The sequence below is a fragment of the Streptomyces sp. NPDC006314 genome, from assembly GCF_040613075.1.
GTDB lineage: Bacteria > Actinomycetota > Actinomycetes > Streptomycetales > Streptomycetaceae > Streptomyces.
Map to the genome: position 1 here is coordinate 1 of NZ_JBEXRL010000030.1, position 13,695 is coordinate 13,695.

The following is a 13,695-nucleotide window of genomic DNA, read 5'->3' on the forward strand; positions in this document are numbered from 1 at the left end:
CGGTTACATTCCGAACCCGGAAGCTAAGCCTCACAGCGCCGATGGTACTGCAGGGGGGACCCTGTGGGAGAGTAGGACACCGCCGAACAAATCTTCAAAGGTCGGATCCTGAACTTCGGTTCAGGGTCCGACCTTTTTTTGGTTTGTGTAACGTGTCGTTCACGTCGCGCGCCCAGCATCCCAGACATGGCAACTGCAGCAATGCTCAGCGCCGCCGGCGTCGGAGTCGGTGACGAGGTCGTCGTACCGGCCTTCGGGAACGTCGAGGTCGCCAGGGCCGTCACCGTGGCGGGTGCGCTCCCGGTGTTCGCCGACATAGATCCGCTGACGTACTGCCTCGACCCGGACGCGGTCGAGGCTGCCGTAACCCCGCGTACGGCCGCGGTCGTTGTCGTACACCGCTTCGGACGGCGGGCGGACATCGGTCGGTTGCACACCCTCGGGCAGCGGCACGGGCTGCTGGTGCTGGAGCGGGGCGAGTCCGAGGCGCCGTACGACGAGATGGCGCAGCGCAGGGCACGTGCCGCCCATCTCGACGCCAAGCTCAAGGGCGTACGGACGCCGGACGGCGGTGACGGGCACACCTATCAGCAGTACGTCGTGCGGGTTCCGGGGAACGGCCGGCCGGACCGGGACGCGTTCGCGCGTGCCGTGCGCGCCAAGGGAGTCGAGTGCCGGGTGCCGGTGAAGACGCCCGTGCACCGCTTGCCGGAGTTCCGTCGGTGCGTATCGTTGCCGCAAACCGAGCTGGCCGCCGACGAGACGCTCGCGCTCCCCGTGGACGCCTCGCTCACCAAACGGGAGATGCAGCGCATCGTGTCCGCCTGCAACGCACTCGGCGGACTGCTCCAGCCCGCCTTCTGAACGGTCACCGAACGAATTTGGGAAGTCGGGCCTGTTCGGGGTAGAGTTCCTTCGTCGCCGCGGGGAGAAGCCCCGAAAACGACAGGCCCCTATAGCTCAGTCGGCAGAGCGTCTCCATGGTAAGGAGAAGGTCAACGGTTCGATTCCGTTTGGGGGCTCAAGAAAAAAGGCCCCACCCTTCCGGGTGGGGCCTTTTCTCATGTCTCCTGGTGGATTCCCGGAACCCGCATCGCCAGAATCGCCATGTCGTCGGACGGTGCGTCCGACGCGAAGCGTTCCACCGCGCGCATGATGCGCGCCGCCACCGCGCCCGCCGTGAGACCCGTGCAGGTGGTGAGGACGTCGGCGAGGCCGTCGTCGCCCAGCATGCGCGTGCCCTCGCGGCGTTCGGTGACGCCGTCCGTGACGCAGAGCAGCACGTCACCGGGATCGAGGGTGACCGTCTCCTCGTACAGCTCCAAGTCCTCGATGACGCCCAGCAAGGGCTGCGGTTCGGCCGCCGCCACCACGGTGCCGTCCTGGCGCAGGCGCAGCGGGAGCGGGTGGCCGGCGCAGACGACCTTCAGTTCGGCGCTGCCGTCCTGCTGCGGGCGCAACTCGCCGTAGAGCAGGGTCAGGAAGCGGCTGCGATCGCCTTCGTCGAGGATCGCGGAGTTCAGGCGCTCCAGTACGGCCGGGCCGCTCAGGCCCTCGCGGGCCAGCAGGCGCAGGGCGTGCCGGGCGAGGCCGGTGACCGCCGCCGCGTTGGGGCCCGTACCGCAGACGTCGCCGATGGCGAAGCCGTACGCGCCCTCGCCGATGGGGAAGACGTCGTAGAAGTCGCCGCCGACCTCGTTGCCCTCGCCGGCCGCGCGGTAGATGACCTCGACCTCGACGCCCTCGATGTGAGGGGTGCCGGGCGGGAGGAGGCTGCGCTGGAGGGCCTGGCTGATGGCCGTGCGCTCCGAGTACAGGCGGGCGTTGTCCAGGGCGAGGGCGGCCCGCCGGCTCAGGTCCTCGGCGAGTTCCAGGTTCTCCTGACGGAAGTGCTCGTCGGTGGGCTTGCCCAGGGTCAGCATGCCGATGACGCGGTTGCGGGCCACGAGTGGAAGCACGACCGTCTCACCGCCGACCGCGCCGGCCGTGGCCAGCGTCGGACCGATGCCCGAGGCGACCTGGCGCGTGGGGCCGCCGGACAGTCCGAGGCTGCGCATGGAAGTACGCAGGGCGGCCTGGTGGGCGACCTCACCGGGGGCGGTCCAGACGCGGGCGCCGGGGGTCGGTACCGGATCCGGCGGCGGGATCTTCGCCAGCAACGACTTGATGCCGTCGATGAGTTCCTCGTCCTCGTGCAGGACGTAGGACAGGCGGGGCTCGGAGGCCTGATCGGCGATCGTGTACACCGCGCACCAAGTGGCCAGTGTCGGCACCGTCATCTGAGCCATTAGCGCCAGGGTCTGGTCGCGGTCCAGGGTGCCGGCCAGCAGGTCGGAGGCCTCGACCAGGAAGCTCAGGGAGCCGCGGCGCAGCCGCTCCAGCTCTCCCAGGCGGGCCGACTCGACGGCCAGGGCGATCCGGTCGGCGGCGAACTGCAGGCGCAGCGCCTCCTCGTTGGAGTACCGGCCGGGCGCCTCTGCGGCGACGCCGAGGGAGCCGGTGAGGCGGCCCTCGACCTTGAGCGGGACCGTGACGACCGAGCGCATGCCGGTGCCGCCCAGGAGGGGTACGGCGCCGGGTACGGCCGTCAGGTCGTCGTGGACGGCGGGCATGCGCGCGGAGCCGTAGCGGCCCGGACCGGCTTCGACGGGGACGCGGGCGAAGCGCTGGCGGGCCGAGGGCAGGCCGGTGGAGGCACGCACCTCCAGCTCCGTCTCGTCGTCGGTGGCGAGCAGCAGGAAGGCGGAGTCGCCGTCGAGCATGTCGCGGGCGCGTTCCACCGTGCGCTGCAGCAGACCGTCGAGGTCGTCCGGGGCGGGGGAGCCGATGAAGATTTCGAAGGGGTCGGCGCTCTGCCCGTCGTGGGACTGCGCCTGGTCGTTGGCCGGTACGCGCGACGGCGTCTGCAGCACGGCGCGTTCGTGGTCCCGTACCAGGAGGCAGACGGTGGAGGGCTCCCCACCGGTGTCGCGGACCCTGAGATGGGAGGCGTACACCCGGACGACGCGGCCGTCGACGCCGCGGATGCCGTAGCTGCCCTCCCAGCGCGAGAGCTGGAGCGCTTCGGCGACGCCCGTTCCGGTGCCCGGGGTGTGCGGCCAGGCCGCGAGTTCGGTGAGGGGTTTGCCGATGACCTCGGCCGCCGGGTAGCCGAAGAGCTCCTCGGCGTCCTCGTTCCAGGCGCTGATGGCGCTCTTCCGGTCGACCTGCACGACCGCGACGCGAACCCGGCCGTCGGCCAGGGGCAGGAGGTCGGTAGGGAGGGACGGGCCGGCGGTGCGGGTGCCGACCGGGCGTTCGGGCAGGTCGAGCTGGAACCAGACGTTCTTGTGGGTGGGTGTGTAGTCCACGCCCCAGCGGGTGGCCAGGGCCGCGCACAGCTGGAGGCCGCGGCCGCCCTCGCGGTCGGGGTTGCCCATGGCGGCAACGGAGCGCTCGAGCGGAACCTCCCGCTCCGGGTAGCGGTCGGAGACCTCGATGCGTACGCCGTCCTCGGTGCGCAGGCACAGCACCTCCGCGTGCGTGCCCGCGTGGACGACGGCGTTGGTCACCAGCTCGCTGGTGAGGACGACCGCGTCGTCGACGATGTCGGCGAAGCCCCACCCCTGGAGGGTGTCGCGGACGAAGGACCGGGCGGTCGCGACCGATCGCCCGACGGGCTCGAAGCTGGCGGCCGCGCGCGCGGTGATCACAAAACTCCTCGGCCGATTGTCGACGTGCGGGTCTCCGGGGCCGGCCGGCTCGCGCCGCTGCAGCGGCATCAGCTCACCCGTCGGCTGTGGCTCCGGGGGCATTCCCCCGGGGATCAGTCCGGTGGTCATGGTCTGCGGCCGCCCCTTCGATGCCCGCTCGTGCTCGTGCCACCGCCCAGGCCGGTCGGACCGGTGCGGCTGGACAGCCGCATGCAAGGTTACTTACCTTCGCCGTCCGAGCGGATGCCGGTCGCCGGTGTTTACCCCCCAGGGTGTGCGGACGATGTGCGAAGCTGCCGAACTGTTATGGCCTGGTTCGGCCGGGGTGAAACACTGGGCAGGCTTCCGGCGAAGGTCGGGTCGGGCTGCGTGCGTTCCGTGCACGGCGGGCAGCAGCCCCGGGTGTGGCCGGATCTCATCCGGCAGAAATACGCAGCAGTAACGGGTACGCGGAAGTAACCGGTATGCCGATGACCGGCACGCCGGGGCCGAGGCGGCCGAGCACAGCAGTAACGGTCTACCCCTCCGGGAGGGACACAGTGGAGTCTGGCGCAGCGACGCGGGGCACGAAGACGCGCGCGAAAGGCGGACCGTCCCTGGGCAGGAGCGGCGGTACCACCGCCGTGGACACAGCTGCCCTGAACCGGCTGCTGGCGGCACTCCTGTCGATGCGTGACGGGAACTTCCGCAAGCGGCTCACGGTGTCCGGGGACGGCGTGATGTCCGAGATCGCGGCCGTCTTCAACGAGGTGGCCGACCGGAATCTGCATCTGACCGGTGAGCTGTCCCGGGTGCGGCGCATGGTGGGACGCGAGGGAAAACTCACGGAACGGCTGGAGACGGGGGCCTGCGAGGGCTCCTGGGCGGCCGCCATCGACAACTCCAACGCGCTGGTGGACGATCTCGTCTGGCCCGTGTCGGAGGTCAGCCGGGTCCTCACGGCGGTCGCCGACGGTGATCTGTCGCCGCGTATGGAGCTGCGGACGCAGGCGGCGGACGGCGGTACCGGGCATCCGCTGCGCGGTGAGTTCCTGAAGGTCGGCCGTACCGTCAACAACCTGGTCGACCAGCTGTCGACGTTCACGGACGAGGTCACGCGCGTGGCCAGCGAGGTGGGCACCGAGGGCAAGCTCGGCGGCCAGGCCCAGGTGCGCGGTATGTCGGGTTCGTGGAAGGACCTGACCGAGTCCGTCAACACCATGGCGTACCGGCTGACGGCCCAGGTGCGGGACATCGCCCTGGTGACCACGGCGGTCGCCAAGGGTGACCTGTCACGCAAGGTGACCGTTCATGTCGCCGGCGAGATGCTGGAGCTGAAGAACACCGTCAACACGATGGTGGACCAGCTGTCGTCCTTCTCCTCGGAGGTCACACGGGTGGCCCGGGAGGTGGGTACCGAGGGCATCCTGGGCGGTCAGGCGCAGGTCCCCGGGGTGGCCGGGGTGTGGAAGGAGCTGACCGACTCCGTCAACACGATGGCCGGCAACCTGACCGCTCAGGTGCGTGGGATCTCGCAGGTCACGACGGCCGTCGCCAACGGTGACCTGTCGCAGAAGGTGACGGTGCCGGCGCGCGGCGAGGTGGCGCAGCTAGCCGAGACGATCAACCAGATGACCGAGACGCTGCGGATCTTCGCCGACGAGGTCACGCGGGTGGCGAACGAGGTCGGTGCCGAGGGCCGGCTCGGCGGGCAGGCGAACGTGCCGGGTGCGGCCGGTACGTGGAAGGACCTGACGGACTCCGTCAACACGGTCTTCCGGAACCTGACCACGCAGGTACGCGACATCGCCGCGGTGACGACCGCGGTGGCCAGCGGTGACCTGTCGCAGAAGGTCACCGTGGACGTGGCCGGCGAGATGCTGGAGCTGAAGAACACCGTCAACGGCATGGTGGACCAGCTGTCGGCGTTCGGTGCCGAGGTGACGCGGGTCGCACGGGAGATCGGTGTCGAGGGTGAGCTGGGCGGCCAGGCGCAGGTGCCGGGCGCGGCCGGTACATGGAAGGACCTGACGGACTCCGTCAACACTGCGTTCCGCAATCTGACCGGGCAGGTGCGCAACATCGCCCAGGTGACCACGGCGGTGGCCAACGGTGACCTGTCGCAGAAGGTCACCGTCGACGTCTCCGGAGAGATGCTCCAGCTGAAGAACACCGTGAACCGGATGGTGGACCAGCTGTCGAGCTTCGCCGATCAGGTGACGCGGATGGCCAGGGACGTGGGCACGGAGGGCCGCCTGGGCGGTCAGGCCCGGGTGGACGGTGTTTCGGGCACCTGGAAGGAGTTGACCGACTCCGTCAACTTCATGGCCGGCAACCTGACGTCCCAGGTGCGGCAGATCGCCCAGGTGACGACGGCCGTGGCCCGCGGTGACCTGTCGCAGAAGATCGATGTCGACGCGCGCGGTGAGATTCTCGAGCTGAAGAACACGATCAACACGATGGTCGATCAGCTCTCCGCCTTCGCGGACCAGGTGACCCGGGTCGCCCGGGACGTGGGGACCGAGGGCCGCCTCGGCGGGCAGGCGCAGGTGCCCGGTGTCGCCGGTGTGTGGCGGGACCTCACCGATTCCGTGAACGGCATGGCAGGCAACCTCACCGCCCAGGTCCGCAACATCGCCCAGGTCGCCACCGCCGTGGCCCGCGGTGACCTCTCCCAGAAGATCACCGTGGACGCGCGCGGGGAGATCCTGGAGCTGAAGAACACGCTGAACACGATGGTCGACCAGCTGTCGTCGTTCGCCCAGGAGGTCACGCGTGTGGCCCGTGAGGTGGGCACGGAGGGCATGCTCGGCGGCCAGGCCGAGGTCCAGGGCGTCTCCGGCACCTGGAAGGACCTCACGCAGTCCGTGAACTTCATGGCGAACAACCTGACGATCCAGGTGCGCAACATCGCCGAGGTCACGACCGCGGTCGCCAAGGGTGACCTGTCGAAGAAGATCACCGTTGACGCGAAGGGCGAGATCCTTGAGCTCGTCACGACGGTCAACACGATGGTTGATCAGCTCTCGAGCTTCGCCGAGCAGGTGACCCGGGTGGCCCGTGAGGTGGGCACCGAGGGCATCCTCGGCGGCCAGGCGCACGTCCCGGGTGTCACCGGTATCTGGAAGGACCTCAGCAACAACGTCAACCTGATGGCCAACAACCTGACCATGCAGGTGCGGAACATCTCCCAGGTGGCGGCGGCGGTCGCCAACGGTGATCTGACGCGTCAGGTGACGATCGAGGCGCGCGGTGAGGTCGCCCAGCTCGCCGACACCATCAACACCATGGTCAAGACGCTGAGTTCGTTCGCCGACCAGGTCACCAAGGTGGCCCGCGAGGTGGGTACGGACGGCATCCTGGGCGGCCAGGCGCACGTGCCGGGCGTGGCCGGCACCTGGAAGGACCTCACCGAGTCCGTGAACCAGATGGCGTCCAACCTGACCGGTCAGGTGCGCAACATCGCCATGGTCACCACGGCCATCGCCAAGGGTGACTTGACCAAGAAGATCGACATTGACGCGCGCGGTGAGATCCTCGAGCTGAAGACGACGATCAACACGATGGTGGACCAGCTGTCCAGCTTCGCCGAGGAGGTCACGCGGGTGGCCCGCGAGGTCGGTACCGAAGGGCAGCTCGGCGGCCAGGCACGCGTGCGTGACGTCGACGGCACCTGGCGGGACCTGACCGAGTCGGTGAACGAGATGGCCGGGAATCTGACCCGGCAGGTGCGTGCCATCGCGCGCGTGGCGACCGCGGTGACCCGCGGCGACCTGAACCTGAAGATCGACGTGGACGCGTCCGGCGAGATCCAGGAACTGCAGGACTACATCAACAAGATGATCGCCAACCTGCGGGACACCACGATCGCCAACAAGGAGCAGGACTGGCTCAAGGGCAACCTCGCCCGCATCTCCGCGCTCATGCAGGGCCGCCGGGACCTGGAGGACGTGGCCTCGCTGATCATGAGCGAGCTGACGCCGGTGGTCTCCGCGCAGCACGGCGCGTTCTTCCTGGCGATGCCGCCTGTGGACGGCGTGGACGTGGTGGACGGCGAGGAGGCCTACGAGCTGCGGATGCTGGGCTCGTACGGCTACTCGATGGGGTCCATGCCGACGTCGTTCCGGCCCGGCGAGGCGCTGGTCGGCACGGCCGCCATGGAGAAGCGCACGATCCTCGTGGAGAACGCGCCCAGCGGTTACCTGCGGATCTCCTCCGGGCTCGGCGAGGCCCCGCCCGCACAGGTGATCGTGCTGCCGGTGCTGTTCGAGGGCAAGGTGCTCGGCGTGATCGAGCTGGCCTCGTTCACCCCGTTCACGCAGATCCAGAAGGACTTCCTCAATCAGATCGCCGAGATGATCGCGACCAGCGTCAACACCATCTCGGTCAACACCAAGACCGAACAGCTGCTGAAGCAGTCGCAGGAGCTGACCGAGCAACTGCGCGAGCGTTCGGCCGAGTTGGAGAACCGGCAGAAGGCGCTGCAGGCCTCCAACGCCGAACTTGAGGAGAAGGCCGAGCTGCTGGCCCGGCAGAACCGGGACATCGAGGTGAAGAACACCGAGATCGAGGAGGCCCGGCAGGTCCTGGAGGAGCGTGCCGAGCAACTCGCGGTGTCGATGCGCTACAAGAGCGAGTTCCTCGCGAACATGTCGCACGAGCTGCGCACCCCGCTCAACTCGCTGCTGATCCTGGCCAAGCTGCTCGCCGACAACGCCGAGGGCAACCTGTCGCCGAAGCAGGTGGAGTTCGCGGAGACCATTCACGGCGCCGGTTCCGACCTGCTCCAGCTGATCAACGACATCCTCGACCTGTCGAAGGTCGAGGCGGGCAAGATGGACGTCTCCCCGACGCGCATCGCGCTCGTCCAGCTCGTGGACTACGTGGAGGCCACCTTCCGGCCGCTGACCGCCGAGAAGGGCCTGGATCTGTCCGTGCGGGTCTCCCCGGAGCTGCCGGCGACCCTGCACACCGATGAGCAGCGGTTGCTGCAGGTGCTGCGCAACCTGCTGTCCAACGCGGTGAAGTTCACCGATTCCGGGTCGGTGGAGCTGGTGATCCGGCCCGCCGGGTCGAATGTGCCGCACTCCATCCGGGAGCAGTTGCTGGAGGCCGGCTCGCTGACCGATCCGGACGGTGAGCTGATCGCGTTCTCGGTGACCGACACCGGCATCGGCATCGCGGCCAGCAAGATGCGGGTGATCTTCGAGGCGTTCAAACAGGCGGACGGCACGACCAGCCGCAAGTACGGCGGCACGGGCCTCGGGCTGTCGATCTCGCGGGAGATCGCGCAGCTGCTCGGTGGCGAGATCCACGCGCAGAGCGAGCCGGGCCGCGGCTCGACGTTCACGCTGTACCTGCCGCTGCACCCGAGCGAACTGCCGCCGCAGGGCTACCAGCAGTCCGTGCCCCCGCTGGAGGCCGGGGAACTGGTCGCCTCCCAGCTGGAGAAGTCCCTGGAGCTGTCCGCCGCGGAGATCGAGACGCCGGCCGAGGTGAAGTCGTACCGCGAGACGCAGAACGGTCCCGCGGCGCTGTTCCGGCGGCGCCGCCGGAGCCTGCCGCGGGGCGAGCAGCGGTCCGAGCAGTGGGCGGCGGTCCCCGAACCGGAGAGCGTGCCGCAGCCGGCCCGCTCGGTGCGGTTCGGCGGCGAGAAGGTGCTGATCGTCGACGACGACATCCGGAACGTGTTCGCGCTCACCAGCGTCCTGGAGCAGCACGGGCTGTCGGTGCTGTACGCCGAGAACGGCCGCGAGGGCATCGAGGTGCTGGAGCAGCACGACGACGTGGCGGTCGTCCTGATGGACATCATGATGCCGGAGATGGACGGGTACGCGACGACCACGGCGATCCGCAGGATGCCGCAGTTCGCCGGGCTGCCGATCATCGCGCTGACCGCCAAGGCGATGAAGGGCGACCGGGAGAAGGCGATCGAGTCGGGCGCTTCCGACTATGTCACCAAGCCGGTCGACCCCGACCACCTGCTCGCGGTGATGCAGCAGTGGATGGGCGCGCAGTGACCGCGAAGCGGGCAGTGACCGCTCGGGACGCGGTGACCGCGAGAGGCGCGGTGACTGACGGCTCAGGGGCGCGGTGAGCCGGCGCGGTGGAGTGGATGTGAGCGTCGCGGGAACCTTGGGGTGGCACGGGGAGTTGTCAGACCATGGGGGCCGTGGTGTGGGAATCCCGGATTTCGGGAACCCTCCGGGCTCCCGCCGCGTTTCTTCTACGTGCACAGTGACATCGCGGTGACAGGGTGTGGCGACGGGCGGGGTGCGGCTACGATGACCGGCACAAGGACGGGCGGCGAAAGGGAGTCGTCCCCTGGGGCGGCGCCCGGTGTACCGCCGGGACGAGGAGGGCGGGCCATGGTGCAGAAGGCCAAGATCCTCCTGGTCGATGACCGGCCGGAGAATCTGCTGGCGCTGGAGGCCATCCTCTCTGCGCTCGATCAGACGCTGGTACGGGCATCGTCCGGGGAGGAAGCGCTCAAAGCACTGCTCACGGACGATTTCGCGGTCATTCTGCTGGATGTCCAGATGCCGGGCATGGACGGTTTCGAGACCGCCGCGCACATCAAGCGGCGCGAGCGGACCCGGGACATCCCGATCATCTTCCTCACGGCGATCAACCACGGCCCGCACCACACCTTCCGGGGCTACGCGGCGGGCGCGGTGGACTACATCTCCAAGCCGTTCGACCCGTGGGTGCTGCGCGCGAAGGTCTCGGTCTTCGTCGAGCTGTACATGAAGAACTGCCAGCTGCGGGAGCAGGCGGCGCTGCTGCGGCTGCAGTTGGAGGGCGGCGGCAAGGGCGCGGTCGGCGGCAAGGAGTCCGCCGGGCTGCTCGCCGAGCTGTCCGCGCGGCTCGCGGCCGTGGAGGAGCAGGCCGAGGCGCTGTCCAAGCAGCTGGACGACGACTCGGCGGACGCGGCCGCGGTGGCCACGGCGGCCCACCTGGAGCGCAAACTCACCGGGTTGCGTCGCGCGCTCGACGCCCTGGAGCCGGGCACGGGTGCCGGCGGTGCCTCCGTGCCCGTGCGGAACTGACGTGGGGGCGGACCGCTGTTGCCCATGAGCGTGCGTCAGTTTCGCGCCTCGGCAGGGGCGACACGAACGGGTGAAGCAGTGGGCACACGTGTCCGCTGTCGTCTCCCCCGGTAACCTCACACCCATGGCCTCACGTCCCTCCGCAGCCAAGAAGCCGCCAGCGAAGAAGGCGGCCGCTCCCGTGAAGGCTCCGGCGAGGAGGGCCGCCGCGAAGAAGGTCCCGGCCAAGAAGGCGCCCGCGAAGAGGGCGGCGAAGAAGTCCGCGCCGCCGAAGCCGGTCGCCAGCCCCACCGGGGGTGTGTACAGGCTCGTACGCGCCGTCTGGCTCGGCCTCGCGCACGCCGTCGGCGCGGTCTTCCGCGGCATAGGGCAGGGCGCGAAGAACCTCGACCCGGCCCACCGCAAGGACGGCGTGGCGCTGCTGCTGTTCGGCATCGCGCTGATCGTCGCCGCCGGTACCTGGGCCGACCTGAAGGGGCCGGTCGGCGACCTGGTGGAGATCCTGGTCACCGGCGCCTTCGGCCGGCTCGACCTGCTGGTGCCGATACTGCTCGCGGTGATCGCCGTACGGTTCGTCCGGCACCCCGAGAAGCCGGAGGCCAACGGCCGGATCGTGATCGGCCTGTCCGCGCTGGTCATCGGTGTGCTGGGCCAGGTCCACATCGCCTGCGGTTCGCCCGCCCGCAGCGTCGGCATGCAGGCCATAAGGGACGCCGGCGGCCTCATCGGCTGGGCGGCGGCGACCCCGCTGACGTACACGATGACCGACGTGCTCGCCGTACCCCTGCTGGTGCTGCTGACGATCTTCGGTCTGCTCGTGGTGACCGCCACCCCGGTCAACGCCATCCCGCAGCGGCTGCACGCGCTCGGCGTGAGCCTGGGGCTGTTGCGGGACTCCGAGGAGGCGGAGTTCATCGGGGACGAGGAGCGCTACGACGAGCAGTGGCGCGAGGCGTTGCCCGCGCGCCCCCGCAGGCGCTCGAGCGCCCCCCAGGCGTACGACCCTCACGGCGCCGAGGAGGAGGCCCTCACCCGGCGCCGCGGCCGTCCCCGGCGCTCCGCGGTGCCCCAGCCGGACCCGCAGCGGCCGCTGGACGCGGTGGATGTCGCGGCGGCCGCCGCTGCCGCGCTCGACGGTGCCGTTCAGCACGGCATGCCGCCGTCCCCGCTCGTCGCCGACCTCACCCAGGGCGTCAGCGTCGGCGGCCGCGAGGACACCACGCCGGTGCCCACGCCCACACCGGCACCCACGAAGCCCGCCGCGCCCTCGCCGGTCCCGGCCGCGCGCCACAGGCAGGAGGAGATCACCTCCGGGACCGTCCCGGACCTCACCAAGAAGGCCCCCGACAAACCCCGCGATCTGCCCGCGCGCGCGGAGCAGCTCCAGCTCTCCGGCGACATCACCTACGCGCTGCCCTCCCTCGACCTGCTGACCCGCGGCGGCCCCGGCAAGGCGCGCAGCGCCGCCAACGACGCCGTCGTCGCCTCGCTCACCCAGGTCTTCACCGAGTTCAAGGTCGACGCGGCCGTCACCGGCTTCACCCGCGGTCCGACGGTCACCCGCTACGAGGTCGAACTCGGCCCCGCCGTGAAGGTCGAGCGGATCACCGCGCTGACCAAGAACATCGCGTACGCGGTCGCCAGCCCCGACGTGCGGATCATCAGCCCCATCCCCGGCAAGTCCGCGGTGGGCATCGAGATCCCGAACACCGACCGGGAGATGGTCAACCTCGGTGACGTGCTGCGCCTCGCGGAGTCCGCCGAGGACGACGACCCGATGCTGGTCGCCTTCGGCAAGGACGTCGAGGGCGGGTACGTGATGCACTCGCTGGCGAAGATGCCGCACATGCTGGTCGCCGGTGCCACCGGCTCCGGCAAGTCCTCCTGCATCAACTGCCTGATCACCTCGATCATGATGCGGGCGACGCCGGAGGACGTCCGGATGATCCTGGTCGACCCCAAGCGCGTCGAGCTGACCGCCTACGAGGGCATCCCCCACCTGATCACGCCGATCATCACCAACCCCAAGCGGGCCGCCGAGGCGCTGCAGTGGGTCGTACGCGAGATGGACCTGCGCTATGACGACCTCGCGGCGTACGGCTACCGGCACATCGACGACTTCAACCGCGCGGTACGCGAGGGCAAGGTCAAGCCGCCCGAGGGCAGCGAGCGGGAGCTGCAGCCGTACCCGTACCTGCTGGTGATCGTGGACGAGCTGGCCGACCTGATGATGGTCGCCCCGCGCGACGTCGAGGACGCGATCGTGCGCATCACGCAGCTCGCGCGTGCGGCCGGCATCCACCTGGTGCTCGCCACCCAGCGTCCGTCGGTCGACGTGGTCACGGGCCTGATCAAGGCCAACGTGCCCTCCCGGCTGGCCTTCGCCACCTCCTCGCTGGCCGATTCCCGGGTCATCCTGGACCAGCCCGGCGCCGAGAAGCTGATCGGCAAGGGTGACGGCCTGTTCCTGCCGATGGGCGCGAACAAGCCGACCCGTATGCAGGGCGCGTTCGTGACCGAGGAGGAGGTCGCGGTCGTCGTCCAGCACTGCAAGGACCAGATGGCGCCCGTCTTCCGGGACGACGTCACCGTGGGCACCAAGCAGAAGAAGGAGATCGACGAGGACATCGGCGACGACCTCGACCTGCTGTGCCAGGCGGCCGAGCTGGTCGTCTCCACCCAGTTCGGGTCGACGTCCATGCTGCAGCGCAAGCTGCGCGTGGGCTTCGCCAAGGCCGGCCGGCTCATGGACCTCATGGAGTCCCGCAACATCGTGGGACCGAGCGAGGGCTCCAAGGCACGTGACGTTCTTGTGAAACCTGACGAACTGGACGGCGTGCTCGCAGTGATTCGCGGGGAGTCTGAAGGGTAGCGCGAAGGGCCGTTCGGCGGAGCCGGGTTACGCCGGGCGGCGGGATCGTCGTCACCCACTCGTTAGAGATCGGCGAGCAACCGTTCCCCTCCGTGGTACGTCC

5 protein-coding genes, 1 tRNA gene and 1 rRNA gene are annotated in these 13,695 nt (G+C 69.6%); 6 read left to right on the plus strand and 1 reads right to left on the minus strand.

Annotated elements, in window-relative coordinates:
* The 3 genes from rrf to ABZ079_RS34065 form a co-directional block, all read left to right on the plus strand.
* Nucleotides 1–88 (plus strand): 5S ribosomal RNA (gene rrf / locus ABZ079_RS34055); the annotation flags it as partial.
* 113 nt (nt 89–201) lie between these two features.
* Nucleotides 202–864 carry a DegT/DnrJ/EryC1/StrS family aminotransferase gene (locus ABZ079_RS34060; protein ID WP_356943366.1) on the plus strand — a complete coding sequence of 221 codons (663 nt, stop codon included), beginning with the start codon at nt 202–204 and terminating at the stop codon, nt 862–864.
* Nucleotides 865–949: 85 nt separating this feature from the next.
* A tRNA-Thr gene (locus ABZ079_RS34065) sits at nt 950–1,022 on the plus strand.
* 39 nt (nt 1,023–1,061) lie between these two features.
* Here the strand turns inward: ABZ079_RS34065 and ABZ079_RS34070 are convergent.
* On the minus strand, nt 1,062–3,821 hold the full coding sequence (locus tag ABZ079_RS34070; RefSeq protein WP_356943322.1) for a SpoIIE family protein phosphatase: 2,760 nt from the start codon (nt 3,819–3,821) through the stop codon (nt 1,062–1,064).
* 410 nt (nt 3,822–4,231) lie between these two features.
* Here ABZ079_RS34070 and ABZ079_RS34075 point away from each other — a divergent pair, with 410 nt between their 5' ends.
* From ABZ079_RS34075 to ABZ079_RS34085, 3 genes are all read left to right on the plus strand, one after another.
* Complete coding sequence (locus ABZ079_RS34075; RefSeq protein WP_356943323.1) at nt 4,232–9,691, plus strand: HAMP domain-containing protein; 5,460 nt, start codon at nt 4,232–4,234, stop codon at nt 9,689–9,691.
* Between the two features lie 348 nt (nt 9,692–10,039).
* Nucleotides 10,040–10,720, plus strand: a complete 681-nt coding sequence (locus ABZ079_RS34080) for a response regulator (protein WP_356943324.1) — start codon at nt 10,040–10,042, stop codon at nt 10,718–10,720.
* Between the two features lie 124 nt (nt 10,721–10,844).
* Nucleotides 10,845–13,592, plus strand: a complete 2,748-nt coding sequence (locus tag ABZ079_RS34085; protein WP_356943325.1) for a DNA translocase FtsK — start codon at nt 10,845–10,847, stop codon at nt 13,590–13,592.
* The last annotated feature ends 103 nt before the right edge of the window (nt 13,593–13,695 follow it).